Source organism: Ignatzschineria sp. LJL83 (assembly GCF_054871845.1).
Map to the genome: position 1 here is coordinate 1 of NZ_JBTXLY010000005.1, position 21,070 is coordinate 21,070.

The 21,070-nt window shown below is 37.8% G+C and carries 21 protein-coding genes; 12 read left to right on the plus strand and 9 right to left on the minus strand.

All coding sequences use genetic code 11. The features are described 5' to 3' along the window. The coding region (locus tag ACYSN2_RS04345) for a transposase (RefSeq protein WP_461749035.1) at nucleotides 1-449 on the minus strand (449 nt) is incomplete at its 3' end. Between the two features lie 694 nt (nucleotides 450-1,143). On the opposite strand from ACYSN2_RS04345, the gene ACYSN2_RS04350 reads away from it, so the two are divergent. Then, nucleotides 1,144-3,294 (plus strand): BCCT family transporter, encoded by a 2,151-nt coding sequence (locus ACYSN2_RS04350; RefSeq protein WP_461749036.1) that lies wholly within the window; start codon nucleotides 1,144-1,146, stop codon nucleotides 3,292-3,294. A 128-nt stretch (nucleotides 3,295-3,422) separates the two neighbouring features. Here the strand turns inward: ACYSN2_RS04350 and ACYSN2_RS04355 are convergent, their stop codons facing one another. Further along, nucleotides 3,423-4,358 carry an NAD-dependent epimerase/dehydratase family protein gene (locus ACYSN2_RS04355; protein ID WP_461749037.1) on the minus strand — a complete coding sequence of 312 codons (936 nt, stop codon included), beginning with the start codon at nucleotides 4,356-4,358 and terminating at the stop codon, nucleotides 3,423-3,425. 236 nt (nucleotides 4,359-4,594) lie between these two features. Here ACYSN2_RS04355 and ACYSN2_RS04360 point away from each other — a divergent pair, with 236 nt between their 5' ends. The 5 genes from ACYSN2_RS04360 (at nucleotide 4,595) to ACYSN2_RS04380 (ending at nucleotide 9,849) form a co-directional block, all read left to right on the plus strand. After that, nucleotides 4,595-4,777: a periplasmic nitrate reductase, NapE protein gene (locus ACYSN2_RS04360; RefSeq protein ID WP_461749038.1), complete on the plus strand. Its 183-nt coding sequence runs from the start codon at nucleotides 4,595-4,597 to the stop codon at nucleotides 4,775-4,777. Nucleotides 4,778-4,861: 84 nt separating this feature from the next. Then, nucleotides 4,862-6,043 (plus strand): pentaheme c-type cytochrome TorC, encoded by a 1,182-nt coding sequence (gene torC / locus ACYSN2_RS04365; protein ID WP_461749151.1) that lies wholly within the window; start codon nucleotides 4,862-4,864, stop codon nucleotides 6,041-6,043. Nucleotides 6,044-6,058: 15 nt separating this feature from the next. Beyond that, entirely contained in the window at nucleotides 6,059-8,587 is a 2,529-nt protein-coding gene (gene torA, locus ACYSN2_RS04370) for a trimethylamine-N-oxide reductase TorA (RefSeq protein WP_461749039.1), read from the plus strand. 156 nt (nucleotides 8,588-8,743) lie between these two features. Continuing rightward, complete coding sequence (gene torD, locus ACYSN2_RS04375) at nucleotides 8,744-9,448, plus strand: molecular chaperone TorD (protein WP_461749040.1); 705 nt, start codon at nucleotides 8,744-8,746, stop codon at nucleotides 9,446-9,448. Between the two features lie 188 nt (nucleotides 9,449-9,636). Next, a complete protein-coding gene (locus tag ACYSN2_RS04380) occupies nucleotides 9,637-9,849 on the plus strand; it encodes a heavy-metal-associated domain-containing protein (RefSeq protein ID WP_461749041.1) in 213 nt (70 codons plus the stop codon). Nucleotides 9,850-9,978: 129 nt separating this feature from the next. On the opposite strand, the gene ACYSN2_RS04385 is transcribed toward ACYSN2_RS04380, so the two are convergent. Together ACYSN2_RS04385 and ACYSN2_RS04390 are read right to left on the minus strand one after the other, a co-directional pair. Next, entirely contained in the window at nucleotides 9,979-10,335 is a 357-nt protein-coding gene (locus ACYSN2_RS04385; protein ID WP_461749042.1) for a 5-carboxymethyl-2-hydroxymuconate Delta-isomerase, read from the minus strand. A 111-nt stretch (nucleotides 10,336-10,446) separates the two neighbouring features. Further along, the gene (locus tag ACYSN2_RS04390) at nucleotides 10,447-11,271 is read right to left on the minus strand and encodes an endonuclease (protein WP_461749043.1); all 825 of its coding nucleotides are present in this window, start codon (nucleotides 11,269-11,271) and stop codon (nucleotides 10,447-10,449) included. 328 nt (nucleotides 11,272-11,599) lie between these two features. On the opposite strand from ACYSN2_RS04390, the gene ACYSN2_RS04395 reads away from it, so the two are divergent. The 4 genes from ACYSN2_RS04395 (at nucleotide 11,600) to ACYSN2_RS04410 (ending at nucleotide 14,732) form a co-directional block, all read left to right on the plus strand. Beyond that, complete coding sequence (locus tag ACYSN2_RS04395) at nucleotides 11,600-11,782, plus strand: hypothetical protein (RefSeq protein ID WP_461749044.1); 183 nt, start codon at nucleotides 11,600-11,602, stop codon at nucleotides 11,780-11,782. 164 nt (nucleotides 11,783-11,946) lie between these two features. Next, a complete protein-coding gene (locus ACYSN2_RS04400) occupies nucleotides 11,947-13,362 on the plus strand; it encodes an amidase (RefSeq protein WP_461749045.1) in 1,416 nt (471 codons plus the stop codon). Nucleotides 13,363-13,572: 210 nt separating this feature from the next. Continuing rightward, entirely contained in the window at nucleotides 13,573-14,238 is a 666-nt protein-coding gene (locus ACYSN2_RS04405) for a LysE family translocator (RefSeq protein ID WP_461749046.1), read from the plus strand. 149 nt (nucleotides 14,239-14,387) lie between these two features. Then, nucleotides 14,388-14,732, plus strand: coding sequence for a hypothetical protein (locus tag ACYSN2_RS04410; protein WP_461749047.1), 345 nt, complete (start codon nucleotides 14,388-14,390; stop codon nucleotides 14,730-14,732). A 124-nt stretch (nucleotides 14,733-14,856) separates the two neighbouring features. On the opposite strand, the gene ACYSN2_RS04415 is transcribed toward ACYSN2_RS04410, so the two are convergent. Together ACYSN2_RS04415 and ACYSN2_RS04420 are read right to left on the minus strand one after the other, a co-directional pair. After that, nucleotides 14,857-15,480, minus strand: a complete 624-nt coding sequence (locus tag ACYSN2_RS04415) for a class I SAM-dependent methyltransferase (RefSeq protein WP_461749048.1) — start codon at nucleotides 15,478-15,480, stop codon at nucleotides 14,857-14,859. 154 nt (nucleotides 15,481-15,634) lie between these two features. Beyond that, entirely contained in the window at nucleotides 15,635-16,744 is a 1,110-nt protein-coding gene (locus ACYSN2_RS04420; protein WP_461749049.1) for a DMT family transporter, read from the minus strand. A 324-nt stretch (nucleotides 16,745-17,068) separates the two neighbouring features. Here ACYSN2_RS04420 and ACYSN2_RS04425 point away from each other — a divergent pair, with 324 nt between their 5' ends. Continuing rightward, entirely contained in the window at nucleotides 17,069-17,956 is an 888-nt protein-coding gene (locus ACYSN2_RS04425; RefSeq protein WP_461749050.1) for a LysR family transcriptional regulator, read from the plus strand. A gap of 40 nt (nucleotides 17,957-17,996) precedes the next feature. Here ACYSN2_RS04425 and ACYSN2_RS04430 read toward each other — a convergent pair whose 3' ends face one another. Both ACYSN2_RS04430 and ACYSN2_RS04435 read right to left on the minus strand, forming a co-directional pair. After that, nucleotides 17,997-18,209, minus strand: coding sequence for a hypothetical protein (locus ACYSN2_RS04430; protein ID WP_461749051.1), 213 nt, complete (start codon nucleotides 18,207-18,209; stop codon nucleotides 17,997-17,999). A gap of 144 nt (nucleotides 18,210-18,353) precedes the next feature. Next, nucleotides 18,354-18,656: a hypothetical protein gene (locus tag ACYSN2_RS04435; protein WP_461749052.1), complete on the minus strand. Its 303-nt coding sequence runs from the start codon at nucleotides 18,654-18,656 to the stop codon at nucleotides 18,354-18,356. A 495-nt stretch (nucleotides 18,657-19,151) separates the two neighbouring features. On the opposite strand from ACYSN2_RS04435, the gene ACYSN2_RS04440 reads away from it, so the two are divergent. Beyond that, on the plus strand, nucleotides 19,152-19,397 hold the full coding sequence (locus ACYSN2_RS04440; RefSeq protein WP_461749053.1) for a hypothetical protein: 246 nt from the start codon (nucleotides 19,152-19,154) through the stop codon (nucleotides 19,395-19,397). Nucleotides 19,398-19,533: 136 nt separating this feature from the next. On the opposite strand, the gene ACYSN2_RS04445 is transcribed toward ACYSN2_RS04440, so the two are convergent. Further along, complete coding sequence (locus tag ACYSN2_RS04445) at nucleotides 19,534-20,931, minus strand: APC family permease (RefSeq protein WP_461749152.1); 1,398 nt, start codon at nucleotides 20,929-20,931, stop codon at nucleotides 19,534-19,536. Between the last annotated feature and the right edge of the window lie 139 nt (nucleotides 20,932-21,070).

Consider the following 21,070-nt stretch of genomic DNA (forward strand, 5'->3'; position numbering starts at 1 on the left):
GGGATTTTTCCACGACGATCATTTCCTTGTAAGGAACGCTTTCGATATGTTTTTTGGTTTCTGAGAAAAGAATATAACTTCCCACCATTCTTTTTGTCTTTGTAAACATAGAGATAAATGGACTCTACCGACCCCACATCTTGCCATCCTCGTAATTTTAAACGCCCATGAATTTGCTCAGGGGAATAGTACTTTTGTAATAGATACTTTACATATTCCCAGAAAAAGTTCCGTAATCGCCCTTGATTGCTAGCTTTTCTGTTAATTGCTAAATTGTTAGCTTTCTTTGGCCAATAGCTTTTTTTACCACGATTTCTACTAATCTCCCGATAAATAGTGCTTCTGTGGCGATTAAGTATTCTAGAAATTTGTGCAATAGAAATGTTGCTTTTCAGAAGTGCGGAAATTTGATACCTTTCTTCAAGGGTAAGATGTGAATAATGCGACATAATTCAACTCCGGGAAGGGATGGATAATGGAGCATTGTCACATCTTACTTCCGTTTCAGATAGTTAAAAAGTGTCGCACTTCATACTTGGATCTAAGATATATATCAAACGTGAAAGCCTTCTTTTAAGAAGGCTTTTTTCTTATGTCATCTGACATATTATCCTGAATGATTCATCACCATTTGGTATCAAATTGGCTATAAAATTTACTATAAATTAATATCACTACTCTAATGGAAATTTGTTAATGGAAATTAGTATGAATTAATCCTTTTTAGCCAAAAATGATGTCAAGCAATTGAGTAAATATTATAATATATTGAATTATTTAGAAAAAGTTAAATATGGGTTGTTTTAGTCAACTTCTAGAGTGTATAAAAACGATAAATTCTATAAGACTTAATCTTTCAGTCAAGGCTAATGGACGGGAATTTCCTATATTAAAATATTCATAAATCATCCATTTTAATGATGAAAAAATTTTATAAGATAGAGATAAATATACCGATTTTTATGGTTGTTATCTGAGCATCTTTATAGGTTTCTTGATACCGACAAATGATATGTTATTGATTATTTGATATTATATCCGGATGCACTTTTTATAAAGTGTCAAGAAAGCTAGAAACATGGGGTTTCTAGAAACATTATCCTAAGCTATTTAGATGGGTTGGGAAAGGACATAAAATTATTTATGGTGGCAACAAATATTAGAGGAAATTTGCCGAAAAAAGAATCCTCGGAAGAAAAATCGAAAGGCATCTTTTCTTCATTACATCTGCCTGTATTTATCAGTGCAAACATTATTATTTTTGGAATTATTGCGCTTGCTCTGCTGCATCCTGATGCGCCAGAGTTTTTTGCGAGCATGTTGAGTTGGATTACCCAAAATTTAGGATGGTATTACCTGCTTGCGGTTGGGGTTATTTTTATCTCTTTTGTATTTGTTGCGCTCAGTCGCTACGGTACAATCAAACTTGGTCCGGATCACTCAGAAGCGGCTTACAGTGATAAGAGTTGGTTTGCAATGCTGTTCTCAACAGGAATGGGTATTGGAATCATGTTCTTTGGTGTTGCAGAACCGCTATTGCATTATCTCAACCCACCTATTGGTGAGCCTGAAACCATTGAAGCTGCTAAAACAGCAATGAATATTACATTCTTCCATTGGGGATTACATGCTTGGTCTATTTACGGTATTGTTGGATTAATTCTTGCGTATTTTAGCTTTAGAATGAATTTACCATTAGCCGTAAGATCAGCACTATATCCCATGATTGGAAATCGCATTTATGGACGTTGGGGTGATGCGATTGATACATTTGCGGTTATTGGTACAGTATTCGGGGTTGCAACGACACTTGGGTTTGGTGTAATGCAAATTAATACGGGGTTAAACGTACTCTTCCCAAGTATTCCTGTAGCATCTTCTACTCAAATTATTCTCATTATTGTGACGACTGCCGGTGCAACTTTATCGGTAAGTATGGGATTAGATAAAGGGATTAAGATCTTATCCGAGCTGAATTTAATTCTAGCGTTTGCATTAGTATTGTTTGTATTCTTCTTTGGTGGAAAGGCATTATTCTTAATTGAAGCGATGATGCAAAATATTGGGTATTATTTTTCAGGATTCTTTGAAAGTACCTTTAATATGTTTAGCTACGAATCAGCCTCATCTCCGGTCGTACAGGAAAAAGTAGATAGCTGGCTGGGTGGTTGGACAATTGCTTATTGGGGTTGGTGGATTGCTTGGTCTCCATTTGTAGGAATGTTTATTGCGAAGATTTCACGTGGTAGAACCATTCGTAGCTTTGTAGGTGGCGTTCTCTTAATTCCTGCAGGATTTACATTCTTCTGGATGACAGTATTTGGTAACTCAGCCATTGATTTAATCGCGAATGACAATGTATTTGAATTAAAAGAAACGTTATTAGGAGAGGATGGGAGTTCAAAAGCACTCTTTGCATTTATTAGCCATTTCCCAGTTTCTGAAACAATTCAAAGCATTATTCCTGCAGAATGGATTCGTGGCACGATTTCACTATTTGCAGTGATTATGGTGGCGGTATTTTTTGTCACAAGTGCTGACTCAGGTGCACTTGTGATGGATATGCTTTCTAGTAAACCAGAAGTAGAAGTAACGCCATTATGGCAACGAATTTTCTGGGGATCTATTACCGGTGTAATTGCTGTAGTGCTTCTTTTAAATGGAGGATTAAGCTCTTTACAAGCGGTCTCTACCTTAACGGCATTACCCTTTAGCTTGGTCATATTGGTATCGATTTATGGATTGTTTAAAGCGCTTCATATGGACTTTGGGAAAACGGATATCCGAAGTAAAGCGAGTATGTATGTGCAACCAAGTACAAGAGATTCTGGTGGTTGGCAGAAGCGTTTACGTAACGTGAATATCTACCCACGCCGTGGCAACGTGATTAAGTTTATGGAGCTTGTTGTAATTCCTGCTTTTGAAAATGTAAAAGCGGAGCTTGAGAAGCAAGGTTTAACGGTATTAATTAATACAGAAACCGAAGGAGATATTTTCCTGGAAGTGGATCATGCGGATAATGCGGACTTTATTTATCGCGTAAAAGCAAAACATTATCTCAAACCAAGTTTTACTCTGTTAGATGAGGAATCTGCACAAGAAGATCAAAAATATTTCCGTGCGGAAGTCTACTTAGATGATGGAAGTAAAGGCTACGATATTATGGGCTACACCAAAGAGAACGTTATGAATGATATTGTTGACCAATATACAAGTCATCATTACTTCATTCAGAATTATGAAATGCGTTCAGATTATGAGTTTGGTTCAGATCCTAAAGATCCAGATGCGTAATAAAATGCAATAGATCTGTATCTATAAACAAAAAGCCCCGAGAAGATAATCTTTTCGGGACTTTTTTTATGTGAATTCTCAGCAAGAGTCATTTTAGGGATAGAGTAGATATTGGTTCTGTTTCTTTCTCAGAAGGTTCTCTGAATTTTTTCTAAAGATGCATGTACTAAATCTAAAATTTTATAGCTGAAATCTCCTTGTTCTGTAATTTTTCCACCATCAATTATCCGTTTTAATTCAGGCTTAGGATCTTCAAAGGTTGGAATAGGAAGATTAAGATATCGAGCGATAGCTTGATAATAGCTCTTCCGATTGGGATGCGTTGGGGTAACGATATTATAAATCTCGAAGAACTTGTCTATTTGAATCTTATCTAGCTGAATTTGTTCATGACGCATTACTAACGTTTGAATCGCACTTATTAAATCATCGATATGAAGTAAATTAATGGCGTTGAAAGGCGAGCGGATACTGTTTCTACCTTGTAGGCTAAAGATAGGATGACGACCATTGCCAATTAATCCTGCTAATCTTAGAATAGTGACGGGAGTTTTTCCATTTTTAAGGGTCTTTTCTGCGGATACAATTGCTTTTGCACTTGACGTCTTCGGCATTGTTGGTAATTCCTCATTAATAATACCGCTACTGTTGCCATATACAGAGGTTGAGCTTGTATAGTACAGATGTTTTGCTTGATACCGTTCTGCCATTAGCGTGATTTTAGCTATAAAGCTCTCATAATCTTGAATACCGATGGCTTGCTGTTCACTAGGATAAGCTTTTAAGAAAGGTGTCGGTGGAATAGTAATGATCACGACTCTTTGTTCAAAGATCTCCTTGAGCTCTGAAGAATTCATCTCATCATTCATAAATATAGGGCTAGAGAAACATTTCCACTCAAGAGTGCTGTCAATGTTGCTGTTAGCAGAATCTACTTGGAGATTATGTGATTTTTTTTGTATCTGGTTTGTTGCAATGACATCCCAATCATTTTCATAAAAGGTATGGCTAAGGGGTTTACCTAACCATCCTGCTCCAATAATCGATATTTTTTTCGTATTCATATTTTTATGTATAAAGCAAAATTAATTAAAAGGTAGTTAATATAGATCAGTAATAATAGGCTAACGCTGGGATAAATAATAATTTATGATTCATATTTGATATAGTCATTTAGGTCTATTGACATAACGGTGTAAATTAAAAATTATTTTGATATTTCTTTTACATTTATAGAATTTTTAGGCATTAACATTTTCCTCTAATGTGTTTTTTAGAGACATTTTCATGGAGAGTTTCAATGAAAGAGAGTCAGTTGATGAATCAGGAAGATCAGGCAAATGGTGCGACTAAATCTGGAGAATGGCGACATTTCATTCTATTGATGGTCATCATTCTACCAATATTAGCATTTTGTGCGATCGGGGCTTACGGATTATTTATTTGGATCATGCAGTTACTGTTTTGGGGTCCACCAACGTAATAAAATCAAAGTGATATCGGTTTAATAATGAATAAATACAATAGACATGGGGTTTGAGAGAATCTTCAAAAGGGATGTTAAATGATGAAATTATTTAAACGCATTAAAAGCGGGCTTTATAATCTGTTTTTAAGACCGAGTATGCGTATTGGGCTTGGAGTATTAGTAACGGGCGGCTTTATTGCCGGCATTATTTTCTGGAATAGTTTTGATGCGGGGCTGAAATATACAAACTCCGAAGCTTTCTGTACGAGCTGTCATACAATGGGCGATAACGTCTATCCAGAATTACAACAAACGGTGCATTACCGTAATAGAACAGGTGTCAGAGCGTATTGTGCCGATTGCCATGTTCCTCATAATTTTACCGATAAAATTGCGCGTAAGGTTCAAGCAAGCCGTGAAGTATGGTCACATCTCACAGGAAAAATCGGTACTCGTGAGAAATTCCTCGATAATCGCTTAGAGCTTGCGCAACACGAATGGGCACGAATGAGCGCGAATGGTTCTAAAGAGTGCCGAGCATGTCATGATTATGAGCATATGGCATTTGAAAAAATGGACATCATGGCAGAGATGGAAATGCGAGGGGCAGCTGCTCGAAATACAAGTTGTATCGAATGTCACAAAGGCATTGCCCATCAACTTCCCACCGTTCAAACCATTCATAATGAAGATTTAGATAAATTACTCTCCACGGCAAACAGAGAGAAAATTACAGTTAATGAAGAGTATTACAATGTTCTTCCTCAGCCGATCTATTTAGATGATTCACTATCAGAGCCGATTGGTTCATTAGAAGTGGCAACAGAAGTGAAAGTGGTAGAAACAAAAGGGAATGCCGAGAAAGTTGAGTATGAACTCTGGCGTAAAAATAAAGGTTATGGGCGCGTTCTCTATGGAGAATTTAGTCTTAATACTGTGAGTGCGATTTTAGAGAAAGAAGTTGCGCAAAATGGCGATTTTGAAGTCCTTGAAGTGAAAGAAGATCCATTAACAGGGCTTGAGTGGCAGAAAGTGAAGGGGACTGCATGGGTTGAGAAAGGCGGATTAACATCTGATATCGAACCGATTTGGGCAGTTGCCGAGGCAAGTTATACGAAGAGTTGTAGTACTTGTCATGTTCAGCCAGATACTGAGCACTACGATACCAATACATGGCCGGGATTATTTGCCGGTATGGTTGGATTTACCAATATGGATGAAAATACTTCCAAAGTTGTTTTGAAGTATTTACAGCTTCATTCGATGGATTTTGCACAATAGGAAAGGAGATCAGTGATGAGTCAGAAACATAATCATTCTCGCCGAGGTTTTTTAAAAACAGCATCATTATTAGCAGGCGGATCATTAATCACGCCAAGCCTCATGGCAGAAACATTATTGACAACCAAACAGCCTACAAGTGTTGATCCAAGCGAATTAGTCACATGGCGCGTTTCAGGTGCGCATTGGGGCGCGTTTAGAGCGAAAGTTGTGGGAAACCGCTTAGTGGAAGTGGAACCCTTTGAATATGATAAACATCCCACAAGAATCTTAGATTCCGTGCCGGGAATTGTCTACAGTCCGGCGCGTGTACGCTATCCTTTGGTGCGTTTAGATTGGTATAAAAACCGTGAAAATAGCGATCGTTCTCAACGTGGCGATAATCGTTTTATCCGCGTGAGTTGGGATGAAGCGTTAGATCTTCTCTATGACGAGCTTGAGCGTGTACAAACAACGTATGGTCCTTGGGCACTTCATACCGGTAACGTGGGTTGGCGCTCCGTTGGGCAAGTGCATAGCTGTGGAAATCACATGCTTAGAGCAATCGCAATGCATGGTAATAGCGTCGGAACCGTTGGAGATTATTCCACCGGTGCAGGACAAGTGATTCTTCCATATATCTTGGGTTCTACGGAGGTTTATTCTCAAGGAACGTCATGGGATATCATTCTCGATGAGAGTAAAGTGATCGTCGTTTGGGGAAATGATTTAATCAAAAACCTCCAAGTGGGCTGGAATACGGAAACGCATGAAGCATATGCTTATTTAGAGCAATTGAAAGAGAAGGTTGCTAATAAAGAGATTCGCGTAATCTGTATTGATCCCGTCAAAAATATGACGGCGAACTATTTGGAATGTGAGCATCTCTATGTGAATCCAATGACCGACTTAGCATTAATGCTTGGTATGGCGCATACACTTTGGAAAGAGAATCTCTATGATGTGGATTTCCTCGATACATATACGCTCGGATTTGATGAGTTTATCCCGTATGTAAAAGGCGAAACGGAAGACAAGGTGGAAAAAACACCAGAGTGGGCAGAGAAAATCACCGACGTTCCGGCGGATACCATTCGCCAATTAGCTCGAGATATGGCGAGCAATCGTACGCAAATGATGATTGGTTGGTCGATGCAACGTCAGCAACATGGGGAACAACCTTATTGGATGTCGGCGATCCTTGCGGCAATGCTTGGACAAATTGGGCTTCCCGGCGGTGGAATCAGTTATTCGCATCATTATAGTTCTGTGGGTGTTTCCTCATCCGGCGCTTCAATGCCGGGATCTTTCCCGCTCAATCTTGATTTTGGACGTGAGCCAAAATATAAGAGCACGGATTATAAAGGTTATGCGAACTTTATTCCGGTTTCCAGAGTGATTGATGCCATCATTGAGCCCGGCATTAAGATGAATTATAACGGCAATCAGATCAATCTGGCGCCGTATAAAATGGCAGTTTTCTCAGGCTGTAATCAGTGGCATCGTCAGCAAGATCATAACCGCATGAAACGTGCGTATCAGAATCTTGAAACGGTGATGGTTGTAGATTATAACTGGACGGCAACGTGCCGATTTGCCGATATTGTCTTGCCTGCATGTACAACTTATGAGCGCAACGATTTAGATATTTACGGCACTTATAGTAATCGCGGCATTATTGCGATGCATAAGCTCATCGATCCGCTCTATTATTCCAAAACAGATTTTGATATCTGGACGGAATTCAGTAAGCGCTTAGGTCGTGAAAAAGAGTATACGCAAGGCAAAAACGAGATGCAGTGGATCGAGAAGCTCTATATGGATTGTTATAATGAAAATCATCCAAAAGGCTTCTATATGCCATCTTTTAGAGAGTTCTGGCAGAAAGGCAGTGTCTTATTCCCAGATGGTAAACCGTGGGTTCGTCATGCGGCATTTAGAGAAGATCCGGAAGTGAATGCGCTGGGAACACCCTCAGGATTTATCGAAATCTATAGCCGTACGATTGCCAGCTATAACTATCCTGATTGTAAAGGACATCCGATTTGGATCGAGAAAGCAGAGCGTTCTCACGGCGGACCTAAATCAGATAAATTCCCGCTCTGGATGCAATCGGCGCATCCGGATAATCGCCTCCATTCTCAAGGATGTGAAGCGACAAAAATGCGAGAAACGTATGCCATTGCCGGCAGAGAACCTGTCTTTATCAGTCCTGAAGATGCCGCAAGTCGTGGCATTGAACACGGCGATTTAGTACGTGTCTTTAATGATCGTGGGCAACTTCTTGCCGGTGCGAATGTGAATAGTAACTTTGCGCCCGGCGTTGTACGAATCTTTGAAGGAGCTTGGTATTCACCGCTTGATCAAACGGTGGGTTCCATTGATACTTACGGTGACCCCAATACGCTGACGATTGATGTTGGAACTTCGATGTTATCTCAAGCAACGAGTGCGAATACATGTCAGGTGGAGATTGAGAAATTTATCGGTGAAGCGCCTGAACCTAACGGTTTTACAGGACCCATCACCGTAGATATCAACGGGAAAGCTGTTTCTGAAGTATAGTGTTTCAGCAGTATCGTTCACGCATACATTCTGTTAAATGATACTTATAAATAAGCGCTGATGATTCTAATATCAAGGAATATCAGCGCTTTATTAGTGAAATAACCATATTATTCATCGAATAAATATTGATCGTAAAGATAAAGATAGATAACCATGAATACCAACAAAATATTAGTTAATGAAACTGAACTTATCTCCACGCTTCGGATAGAAACTTATCAATGGCTCGCACAAACGTTTTCTCATGAGCTTGAAAAAGAGGCGGTTTCGCTCTATCAGGAAGGTGCTTTAAACACAATATTCTCTCTATTTGAGGAATTAGGCTTAACCAAGGAGGTCGCTCGCTTGAAGCAAGCGATTCAAGATTTCAAAAAGCTGGATAATCCTTGTTTAGAGCTAAAGGCTGATTTTGCATCTTGTTTCTTATTAGATGAAGCGAGCGCAATGCCGTATGCATCTCTCTACTTAGGGGATGATGGCATGATGTACGGGGAAGCAGAGCGTAAAATGCGAGAATTGCTTTCTCAAAGTGGTTTAGAAATTTTGGAAAGCTTTAAAGAACCTTCGGATCATTTAGCGATTTATCTAGCGCTTCTTCAAAAATGGTGCGAGCAGATTAAAAGAGATGCCGGCACAGAAACAGATATCGCATCTTTTCTGCAGAGCGAATATTTAGCACAAAAAAGTTTTATTGATGAGGGCTTACTCAGCTGGATTCCAGAATGGAATACCCGATTAAATGGCGATACGATCAATTGTTCAAGTGATTTCTATCCGGCATTAGGCGCTCTATTACAAGGATTTCTACTTGCCGATACAGCATTTCTAGAGCATCACTTGGAAGATTTTGCATCATAAGTCATGTGCTTTAATCAGAGTTTTTTAGGGGAAATCGGATACAAAAGGGCGTTGCTATCTGATTGATCGTCACGTATCCTTAGCTATAAATTTCTAGCGTTTTGTATAAAAATATGATGAATTTTAAAAATTTTATCGTATCTTGTTCATGCTTCTAGATTCATTGATTATTCTCAACGAGGAACATTATGCCAACAATTACATTGAACATTCCAGAAATCAGTTGTGGTCATTGCACATCGAGTATTGAGTCTGCATTAAAAGAACTTTCCGGCATTCAATCTGTGACAACAAGTATTGAGAATAAAACGGCAATTGTTGAGTTTGCTGAAGATCAAATTTCATTAGAAACGATCATTGAAGCGATTGATGATATTGGCTTTACGGCAACGGCAGAATAATTTCTATCAAGTTGAAATACATTTTAGAAGCATTCTGTAAAACCTCATAAAACACAATAAAAAAAGCAGTGAATGATCACTGCTTTTTTGTATATCTATATCTTCTTTATATGTCATCAGTTAGGATGATTACACATCTGTTTTTTGGTAGCCTTCAGTATCCATATCAACAATCTCTACGCTGATTTCTAGCGGTAAACTATGAGGATTTTGCGAGTTTGCCTGAACTGTTTTTGTAATGGCTTTAATAAGTGACTGTTTAATCTCGCCAGGTCTTCCCGGGAATACGCGTATAATAACAGCGATAAAAGGGCGAACTTGTTCTGTAATACCGATTAAACTTGCTTCAGGAATATAGAGACGGCTTTTAATATCTTCAGCTTTAAAAACACCGCTATCAACTAAGGTATGATGAAGCGCTAATAAAAATTTTTTTGTTTCTGGAATAAGTTGCTTCTCTGATGCTTCAATAATCAAGTGTGGCATAAAAACTCCTTTTTTATATTTTTCTATATCTTTCAATATGAATGTATATAGATCGATTAAATGTAATCGATCAAGTGCAATATTAAACTTCCTGTTTTAATGGAAATTACATTAAATCAGTAAAGCATCGCATTGAGAAGTAATATATTGATTATCATTGCCTTGAATTTTACGAATCATCTCATTTCGCTCACATTCCCACTTATTTGGCGGATATTTTTCATTCCACGCATTCATTAATTTCATTTCTCGGCTTGAAATATTGAGCTCATATCTGCCAGTCATATAGAGATATGTTCGTGCAATAACCCCTTTAATTTCATTTCTAGGTTGTACTTGGCGCTCTTTAAAATCAACCGCAAATTGGCATTGTCCATATTGATTAAAACGTTTGGTAAATTCCCCGAAACGAAAGTTAGAGCGATCGCCATTTACTTCCCCAATTGCCGGCTGTAAGTTATGCATATCGCCTTCCATCACATTAAATAGATCGCTGTAATCTGGCTGAGTTTTACAGTTATCTCTCCCACCTTTTTGCCAGCACTGAAGTTGGTTTCCAAACGCATATGCCGGCATGACATGTTCCCATTCAATACGATTCGCTCGTTCGGCATTTTTACGAATAGAGTAACCACATTTCGCAAGATCAGGCTCGCCGTGTCTGCCTTTAAACGTGAATTCACAATCGCAGTAGAATTCCTTTTGCTCCGGATTTTTTTGATAGATTTTAACAAGTTCAGTTTTTGCCTGATTAAAGGTTAATCCTTCAAGTTCTAATTCATTTTTTGATTTGTTCAACTCAAATTGAGTAAAGTAAGCGGAAGCCACTAATACAATAATTCCTAATCCCCAATAGAGCGGATTCTTCTTTTTAAAGAGTTCTTTTGCAATCTGATCTGCAACTTTCTGATTTTGATTTTTTCGTTTACGTGCCATTGCGCTGTTGATTTACCTTCATGATCTTTTATATTTCAAAGGCGCATTATACGGATATTGGATACTATTTGCAGAATAGCTGGAATGGAGTGCTAGTAGAACCTGAAGGGCTTTCTAGGGCTTCTCTGTTGAAAGTAGTTACGGAAATATTTCCAACAAAATATGCTAAAAATGGTTAAATCGGAACAGAAGATAAATCCACCTATTAACTTACTGTTATTTACAAGTTCTTTCTAAAAAAAATAATTGTTTGCATAAGTTCCGGATGTGGCTTAGTCTGAATATTGCCATCATGGTAAAGATAAGTAATAGATTTTAGGAGGATTTTATGAGTTATTCTGTAAAAGAGTTGCTTGCTCAAAAGCATATTACGATTAATCCTAACACTGAAAAAGAAGTTGAAGAACGCTGGGAAGCAATCCAAGAGTTACGTTCCCAAATAGATTCAGATAATTTAGCGGATGCGACAATCTGTTTAGTAAATACCGCAGGGAAAAACCACATAGAGTAATCGATTAGCGTTATCGCAATCCCAATTTCAATTCTAATTTAATCCCAATAACATTATTAATCATCACTGAAATATATCAGATATCTGCAGATATTCTTTATTTTGATGCAAAGTTATCAGCGACTAATATTTTTGACGTATTTTAGAGATATTAGGAGGATTTTATGAGTAATCCGATTCTATTTTTGCCTGTCAGTGAACTGGCAAATAAAATTCAGTCTCAAGAAATTACATCTGTTGAATTAACGAAACTTTTTTTAGATCACGCCCATGCGTTAAATCCTACTTTAAATGCCTATATCTCTTTTCGGGATGAAAAAGCATTAGAAGAAGCCGCTAAAATGGACGAAGAGATTCAAGCGGGTAAATACCGAGGTTTATTGCATGGGATTCCCATTGCGATTAAAGATAATATTTATATTGGCAATGAAGTCACCACAATGGCATCGAAATACCATGAGGATTTTATTTCAGAGGATGATGCTTCAGTTGTAGAAAACTTAAAAAATGCCGGAGCGGTGCTTCTTGGAAAGCTTAATATGCATGAATATGCGTGGGGAATTACGAATAACAGCCCGCACTTTGGTGCTGTGAAAAATCCTTGGAACTTAAGTAAAATCCCAGGAGGGTCTAGTGGAGGAACAGGCGCTGCTGTTTCAGCAGGAATGACGCCCGTTAGCCTTGGAACAGATACTGCCGGCTCAATTCGAATTCCGTCATCAGCTTGTGGCATTGTGGGTTTAAAACCGACTCATGGGCTTGTTCCTAAATATGGTTGTTTTCCACTTGCTTGGTCTTTAGATCATATTGGTCCTATGACTAAAAATGTAGAAGATGCAGCGATTCTGTTACAGGCAATTGCAGGATTTGATGCACGAGATCCTGTTTCAAAAAAAATTGAAAAGATCGATTATCTTGATGGCATTGATATGCCATTAAAAGGAAGAGTCATTGGTATAGAGGAGGATTATTTCTTTAAAGATATTGATGCGCCTATTGAAAAGCTCATTAGAGAATTGTTAGTAAAGTTAGAATCTGAAGGTGCCATTATCCAAAAAGTTAAAATTCCCGCACTTCGTTATTCTGAATATGTAGAGCTTGCAACAAGCTTATCAGAAGCAAGTACTATCCATTATGAGCAATTAAAGAAAGATCCTAATCATTATGGCGAAGATATTCGCATGTTATTCGAGTTGGGATTGTTGTTTGATTCAGTAGAGTACTTACAAGCACAACAACTCAGACATGAGCTGAAAGCAGAATTTACCAAAATTTTTGAAGAGGTTGATGTCTTACTCGCGCCGACACTGCCGTCATTACCGAATGATATTGGAAGCGATCTTGTCATGATTAATGGAAAAGAAGAGGATGTGTTAAATCATACAATTCGAATGACAGGACCTAGTAATTTAACAGGATTGCCAGCATTGAGTATGCCAATCGGTCTAGTCGATGGTTTACCGGTTGGATTACAAATTATAGGGAATGCATTCGATGAAAAAACAATTTTCAATGTCGCTAAAAATATTGAAAAGATTGTGAAATTTGAGAATATCCCTCCATTACTTCATCTGAATTGACTTTGATTTATAATCTAGAAGGATCCTTTATCAAACGTTATCAATAAGATATTGTAACGATTAATTTTCAAATAGCTGAGATCAATAAACTGAGGCTTTAAACAGCATAAAAGAGCTTAGAAAAAATAGGAAATATGCGGTATGTTAGGATTCGCTTTAATGAATTAAATATTACCATACTGCAATCAGCTATATTTTAAAGGTCTTTTCATGTCGTTAGCTTCAGTTTTTTTCGCCTATATTATTTCGGTTACTACTTTTTTGATCTTGCCGGGGCCTGTGAATCTTTTTGTGGTGAATGCAACGTTAAAGTATGGAACGAAAGGCACGATTTTTGCCATTATAGGATCGAATCTCGCATCATTAATCCTCATTGGAACAGCAGGATTCCTGATTGCCGGCGCGGACTTTATTAATCCTCTATTTTTGGATAGCTTAACGTTACTCGGTGGCTTATTTCTCCTTTATTACGGAATCATGCAAGTAAAGGAGCTTCTGATGAAGCGAGCTTGCGACGCGCAAGATGACATAAAGGATGTCTCAAAGTCTTCACACTCTTTTGAAATAAAAGCGCCCATTTCTTTAATCTCACAAGCTTTTGCGATTGGGATTTCTAATCCAAAAGATGTGATATTTTTTCTCGCTTTTTTCCCACCTTTTATTTTGCAGATGGGCTTTTCTATTCCTTACAGTTTACTGATTTTAACGCTTATTTGGACGGTATTAGATTATACGTTGCTATTCTCTTATGGCATGTTTACAAAGCGTTTCATTAAAGGACGATTTGAAAAGATTTTCACATTACTTTGCGGGCTGATTTTTTGTGGAATTGGAATATACGCAATCTATTTTGCGATCATGGCGCTATTTGAATAATCTCATGAATCATGATGTCATAGCGAGTTTAGAAATGAGTGACAATCATGTAACTTTTCTGAAATCATACAGAAAACACATAGAAATCAAATAAGAAATAAAATAAGATTAATATCAATATTTAGCACGGTTACGAAATAGGATAAATTATGAATTACGAAGTGGCAAAAACAATCATTGAAACTCGCGTAGAAGCTTCCCGCAATGATGTCGGGATTTTTGACTTATACAGCATGATTTTTGCTGATGATCTTCATGCCGTCATTAATATGATTGCGGAATTAGAACAAGGAAGTGAAGAAGAACGATTGAGCTGGGAGTATGCCTATCTATTAGGGCAAGCGATCGGTAATATTGATACTGCCGAATCAATTTTGCATTACTTTGGAAAAACCATGGGGGACAATGAAGATCAATTACGTAATGTCTTTTCTGCTATTGAAGCGAAAGTGATTAGCTTGCATCCTGTTTTCGAAGAATCTGAAGAATCGTAATTATAATTTGTAATTTATTAACGATAAATTAGGATTATGATCGCTTCAAACGCTAAAACCACAAGAAATTCGACTTGCCGGCACTAGGCTATTTGTACAAATGCAAACAGTCGCCGGCAATGTTTTAACGTTTCTTTGCAAGCCAAATAGAGCGCCCACCGCATGATTCATCTTCTAAGCGATAATTAATTAAACCAAAGCCGTGTTCAATGAGAAGTTCTCGATATTCTTCAGGATCAAGGCTTGAATGATAGAGCTCATAACCATTAAAGTCTCCAATCGCTTCGCCGTTACAATGACCGGTTGTAAAGAGCAGCGGCGCATCTTTATGCATGAATTCTGCAAATTTGGCAAACATCTTTCGCTGATCATCTCGTGTGAGATGAAAAAAACTATCCCAAGCAATGACTGCATCAAAGATCTCATCAGTTTGAAAGGTGCGCATATCTGCTAGTTCCCACGTTGATTTTGCCCATGTAGATTTTAGGAATGCTTTTTTTGCGAGTTTAATCAGAGGTTTCGAGCTATCCACGCCGGTAACAGAAAATCCTTGATGCAACAGATATTCCGCAATCGGTTTGCCGGCACCACAACCAAGATCTAAGATAGAACCTTCTGGTTTTATAAGTTTCATAAAACTTTGAAGCCAAGTTACTTCTATAAATTCCGATTGCTCTCGAAATTTTTGCCATACTTTGCCATAACGTTTATAAAGAATCGGGATACGCTCTGCTGATGGATGATCCATAACTTGCCTTTCAAAATTTGTGTGTAAGAAGCTTAAAATAGCATTCAAACAGGATAAAAAGATAATGAAAAAAGGTCTACGAAAAGTAGACCTTTAATGTAAGCATTCGGCGTATAAACCGCAACCTTTTGCCAATTTGTTATGAAAACTAAAGTTATCTTGCAGAACCTAAATTGAGATTATTATCTAAAAGTGATTCTTCATTGATTTGTTCATTTTTTTGAACGATTTTTTTAGACTTTATCGCTTCTTGTTGGTTAATGGTTTCTGTAATGATCTCTTTTTCTGAACTTTCTGTTAAATTCTTGTTTATATCCTTATTCAAATTTTGTGCAGAGAGCTTTTTTTGGAGAAAGCGATTATAGAGGTTATTGGCAATAATCATGCTACACACAATGGCAACGCCGGCAATTTCAAAAGGCTGAATCGTATGACCTTGAACCATACGGATGATGATGGTGGTGACAGGCGCCAAGTTAATAAATAATACGGCATTGATCGGAGTTAAGATTTGAACGCCTTTATTCCAACCAATCAGCGCGAATAATCCCGGCAATAGAATCATGAATAATAAATGGTATTTCACGGAAACGATTTCAGGAATCGTCGGCACTGCAATTTTCCCCATTAATGTGCCGGCAATTACGACGATCACTGTTGTCATCATGCCGTAAATAATAGAAAGTGTTGAGTAACGAAGCACGGACCATTTCGGTAAGCGAGAACCGCCAATTGTATAAAGCGCCCAGCCTAAAGCTGCTAAGAAGAGTAAGAAGAGCGGGAATAATCGTCCACCACCAAAAATGGTAGAGAAATCGCCATTTGTTACCACAAAGAGTACGCCAACAAATGCGACTAAAATTGTGCCTAATGTGAAATTACTGGGTCTTGCACGGTAATATGCCCACATCACCATTGCGGAAATAATCGGTACAGATGCTTCCATGATTGAAGCAATGAGAACGCCGGGATCGCCGAGCTGATCTTGTCCCACGAAAATAAGCAGGTTATAAACAGTAAAACCCATCGAGCCAAAAAACCAGATCATAAATGTATGACCTTCGGTTTTAAATGCCGATGCGCCTTCTTTGAAATAGAGAATAATCGCCAGTAAAATCGCAACCGGCAAATAGCGAAGTAGGGTGAAATAATATGGGCTGATCACTTTAAAGATTTCAGCCGCAACAGGGAACATCGCGCCCCAAGATGCACTTGCAATCATCAGCAGTAAGGCGCCATATAGAACATTTTGACGGCTAGCCATAATATCACTCCATATAAAAATCAGGTTAAATTTAAAAGCTTAGAAATTGGGTCATCTTTTACCGGCAAAGAAGAAATTTTTTAGTGTGAAACTTCTCTAAACATGCCTTTTCTGTGACGTTGCTATACTTTAATCCTGTTTATCTATCTTGTAAAACGATTAATAATATTAGTTGCGATCATTTTTAGTGATAGTTATAATGGCTTTCGTAAGATTTTCATAAAAGTAGATGAAGATGAAGATGAATCATCTATTCAATAGTGATTAAATATTATTGAGCACTAATTTTAAAATTAATCATAAAGAGATAATGAGGAGATTCAGATGAATGGACGAGATTTACGGATTTTTGTAAAAGTTGCCGAGCTGGGTTCTATTAGCCATGCGGCAAAAGAATTGAATTATGTGCAGTCAAATGTCAGTTCACGAATCCAAAAGCTAGAAGAAGATCTTCATGTATCGCTCTTTTTTAGAAGTAAACAGGGCATGCAATTAACGCCGGAAGGCAAAGTGCTGATTGATATTGCGTATAAGATTATTGAGCTTTCCGACAAAATGATACAAGTGGCTCGTTCCGGCGGTCAACCTGTTGGGAAACTCGAAATTGCTTCGGTTGAAACCGTGATTAAGCTTCCGCTCATTCTCTCTAAATTCAATAAAAACTATTCTGCGGTAGATTTACGCTTAGCCACCGGCGTTACAACCGAGCTTCGAGATAAGGTTTTGAATTATCAGCTCGATGGTGCATTTGTTACAAAAAGCCGTTTAACCAGTCATCCAGAACTCAAAGAAGTGGATGTGTTTGAGGAAAAACTCGTACTTATTGCCGATCATCATGCCGACGATATTATGACGCTTTTAGAAAGACCATTATTATCTTTCAGCGATGGTTGTGGTTATCGTGCGAAATTCCATGAATGGTTGAAATCGGTCGATTTCGAATTAACAAAAAATATGGAGCTTGGAACATTAGAAACTACTTTAGGAAGCGTGATTTCCGGCTTAGGAATCGCCTTTGTTCCATATTCAGCAGTTGCCCATTATGAGAAAACAGGCTTAATCCATTGCCATGAATTACCACCAGAATTTAGCGAAATTACCACCACATTCATCTATCGCGGCAATGAAGAAGTGAGCCCTGTATTACAAGCCTTTGTCGATACCATTGATCTTGCAAAAGATGACACAATTTCGCCGTTCTACCGGTTTTAATGCTAATTCAATCCCAATTTCAATATTTAATGCGTGAAAATTAACAATTCCCTTTCTTCGCTTGTCCCGGCGGGCAGAAATATTGGTTTGATTGGTTTTGTTTTTTGTGACCATTGTTATGAGTGTTTTTACTGGAATCGATGGTAATGCCATCAGCATCAATAATCATTCGGTTTGGTAAATTACTATGAACGGTACATGCGGATAAAACCGTAACGCCGGCAAAGATCAATGAGATTCTTAAAATTTTCATGATGGTTTTCTCTAAAAGAAAATAATAAAACGAATACAAATGCCGGATAAAGCCGGAGATTGAAAACGAATGAAAAGAGCGATCTACTATAAAAACCATAGCTAGATCGCTCTTTTTAAATGTATTGAATTTTGTGAATAACGATTATTGCTCTTCTTTATAGGCAACAGCCACCGCAGCGCTATACCCATTTTTAAGGTAGATGATGATTGCCACTAACAGCTGCGCAACTTCAATCATTGCGTGAAGAGCCGTTGCGCTATCGGCATTGATCGCTAATAAGTTTTCTAAAATGGTTTGGAAATCGGATGCTTGAAGATTTTTGTTTTGCGCAAAACTCTCTAAATCAAATTTGTCATTAATTAAACGAATAAAAAGATCATTGAGTTGATAACTAATGTTTGGGTTATCTTCTTTTGACAATGTAATAGTAATAATTCTGCTCACGGTTATCCTCGAATATATATCAAATTAAATATAAAGCGTCATATGGAATTCAAATGTTATTGCATTAAATTTCATATTATTTCAAATAGTTAAAAATCAATCTTGTCAATTTTTGTTATAAACAGCGTATCTATTTTCTCTCCGGAAATTTCCTTATAAATTCTTTGAAATAAGGCTTTATAAGTGCTTTTAAGAGATATTAATATTGTCTTATGATTGTACTACGTTCATACTTTTCCGGAAAGGGTTCATAATCATTTACATTTATGATAAGAAAGAATCGATAAATATCTCTTTGAATTGATGCTTATTATTTTCTAATAATGCGAGTGATTCTGGATATATTTAGATTGATAGATATAAAATTGAAGCCGAAATGGTTTATTTAATGAGATTCTTTTCAATAGATTATTTTCTATCCCTATTTCTTGATAGAATAACGACGGTTTATTGCAATCACTTTCTTATTATTAATACATTACAGGACTGAAATTCGTGGAAATCGTTATTGTTATAGTTGGATTATTACTGCTATTTAGCTCGATACGATTTATCTTTAGAGGCGTTGGTAAGATTTTCTTGTTCTTTATTGGGCTTGTGATGAAGCTCATCGTGATTGTGATTTTTATTATTGTCGCCGTACTGGCATTTGATTATTTTAAAGTGGGAAGTATTGATGGCATTAAGCTGCCGGCAATTTTTAATTCTATTAAAGCGCCTAAAGATACCGACACAGAGTAGTCGAAATTTTCAAAAACTTTAAAATCATCATCATTTTTTAAGCATAAAAAAGCACGTTTTGTATCGTATGATCGATAAGTACGATTGATAAAACGTGCTTTTTGTTCATGAAGAATGAAAGGTTCTGATGAATCGATTAGAGTTCTTTTTCTTCTTCTCGTGCTCTGATGATCTCATCAATCTCATCATGCCCAATTTCCGGCACGGGTTGTTTGAAGAACTTTGTAATGTAGAGCAGATACAAAATCCCAATTCCAAACCAGATTAAACCAATGGTCATTGCATGAATATCGAGATTAATCCAGAGCCACGTTGTTAAACACATGCCAATCAGTGGCAAAATGCCGTAAGAGATAATGCCGGTAAAATGGAAGTTTTCTCTTGTTTGCGTGAATAGATGGCTTTTAATCACACAAGCGTTCACTGCCGTAAACGCCACAAGCGCACCGAAGCTAATCATCGAAACCACTAAGTTGAGCGGAATGAAGAGTGCAATGAGCGAAAAGGAGGCGACGCAAATAAGCGCTAAATGCGGCGTGTGAAATTTCGGATGAAGCGTATAGAAAATCTTACGTGGTAAAACGCCTTCACGTCCCATTGCAAAGAGAATTCGAGAAACGCTCGTTTGCGATGTCATTGCCGATGCATAAACGCCGGTCAGATAGGTTGCAAGGAAGAGATCGCCCAATAGTTTTCCGCCAAATCCGCTATTTTCGCCCACTCGATTCATCACATCTAAACTTGCCGTATCTTGTTTGCTAATTTCGAAGAAATCTTGCCATTCGGGATATGCCACGTTTGCCGCAAAGGATACGAGTAAGAAGATCGTGCCGGCAATAATTACGGTCAACATAATGGCTCTTGGCAATGTCTTAGAAGCATTCTTCGTTTCTTCCGCCATCGTTGCAATGGCATCAAAGCCTAAGAACGCTAAGCAGAGAACCGCAGCGCCGGAGAATAGTCCTGCCATCTCATTTTTACTTGGATTCAGTGGTTCGAGCAGGTTTTCTGGGCTTAAATCTGCACCTTTAAAACTTAAGAAGAGAAATAATCCGATAAAAATCACTTGAAGCGCAATTAAAAAGAGATTAATCGGCGTCACTAATTTCACACCAATATAGTTCAGCGCTGTTACGGAAACTAACGCACCTAAAATAAAGCCCCAAGCCGGAATTGCCGGAAAAGCTTCGTGTAGATATAACCCTAAAACCACGTAATTGACGATGGGCAAAAAGAGATAATCTAAAATTTGTACCCAGCCAATGGAAAATCCGGTAATAGAACCAAAGGTTCTTTGTGTGTAAGAATATGCCGATCCTGAAAGGGGCAGAAATGTCGACATTCGGCAATAACTCAGCGCCGTAAAGAAGATCATGACTAGCGTGACAATATAAGTAATCGGTAAATGACCTTGGCTCAGAACAGTCACTTGACCGTAAGTGGTAAAGATTCCCAGCGGAACCATATAGGCAAGGCCAAATACAATCAAAATCGGGGTAGTTAAAACACGGTTCATTGCCGGATTGGTCATTATTATCATCTCCTAAAAGGAAGTTTCTTAAACTTCACTCATTATTGTTCGCATTATTCGTGCGCGGTTTTATATTATCAGTAACTAAAATAGTTCCTATCAATTTCAAAATGCTATCTTAGATCATTGCTCATATTTGGGA

Excerpts from the sequence above, each read along its gene's own strand:
- torD (WP_461749040.1), top strand. The coding sequence starts at position 8,744 with ATGAATACCAACAAAATATTAGTTAATGAAACTGAACTTATCTCCACG.
- ACYSN2_RS04405 (WP_461749046.1), top strand. The coding sequence starts at position 13,573 with ATGTCGTTAGCTTCAGTTTTTTTCGCCTATATTATTTCGGTTACTACT.
- ACYSN2_RS04385 (WP_461749042.1), bottom strand. The coding sequence starts at position 10,335 with ATGCCACACTTGATTATTGAAGCATCAGAGAAGCAACTTATTCCAGAA.
- ACYSN2_RS04395 (WP_461749044.1), top strand. The coding sequence starts at position 11,600 with ATGAGTTATTCTGTAAAAGAGTTGCTTGCTCAAAAGCATATTACGATT.
- ACYSN2_RS04425 (WP_461749050.1), top strand. The coding sequence starts at position 17,069 with ATGAATGGACGAGATTTACGGATTTTTGTAAAAGTTGCCGAGCTGGGT.
- ACYSN2_RS04430 (WP_461749051.1), bottom strand. The coding sequence starts at position 18,209 with ATGAAAATTTTAAGAATCTCATTGATCTTTGCCGGCGTTACGGTTTTA.
- ACYSN2_RS04420 (WP_461749049.1), bottom strand. The coding sequence starts at position 16,744 with ATGGCTAGCCGTCAAAATGTTCTATATGGCGCCTTACTGCTGATGATT.
- ACYSN2_RS04350 (WP_461749036.1), top strand. The coding sequence starts at position 1,144 with ATGGTGGCAACAAATATTAGAGGAAATTTGCCGAAAAAAGAATCCTCG.
- ACYSN2_RS04415 (WP_461749048.1), bottom strand. The coding sequence starts at position 15,480 with ATGGATCATCCATCAGCAGAGCGTATCCCGATTCTTTATAAACGTTAT.
- ACYSN2_RS04390 (WP_461749043.1), bottom strand. The coding sequence starts at position 11,271 with ATGGCACGTAAACGAAAAAATCAAAATCAGAAAGTTGCAGATCAGATT.
- ACYSN2_RS04400 (WP_461749045.1), top strand. The coding sequence starts at position 11,947 with ATGAGTAATCCGATTCTATTTTTGCCTGTCAGTGAACTGGCAAATAAA.
- ACYSN2_RS04360 (WP_461749038.1), top strand. The coding sequence starts at position 4,595 with ATGAAAGAGAGTCAGTTGATGAATCAGGAAGATCAGGCAAATGGTGCG.
- torA (WP_461749039.1), top strand. The coding sequence starts at position 6,059 with ATGAGTCAGAAACATAATCATTCTCGCCGAGGTTTTTTAAAAACAGCA.
- ACYSN2_RS04410 (WP_461749047.1), top strand. The coding sequence starts at position 14,388 with ATGAATTACGAAGTGGCAAAAACAATCATTGAAACTCGCGTAGAAGCT.
- torC (WP_461749151.1), top strand. The coding sequence starts at position 4,862 with ATGAAATTATTTAAACGCATTAAAAGCGGGCTTTATAATCTGTTTTTA.
- ACYSN2_RS04380 (WP_461749041.1), top strand. The coding sequence starts at position 9,637 with ATGCCAACAATTACATTGAACATTCCAGAAATCAGTTGTGGTCATTGC.
- ACYSN2_RS04355 (WP_461749037.1), bottom strand. The coding sequence starts at position 4,358 with ATGAATACGAAAAAAATATCGATTATTGGAGCAGGATGGTTAGGTAAA.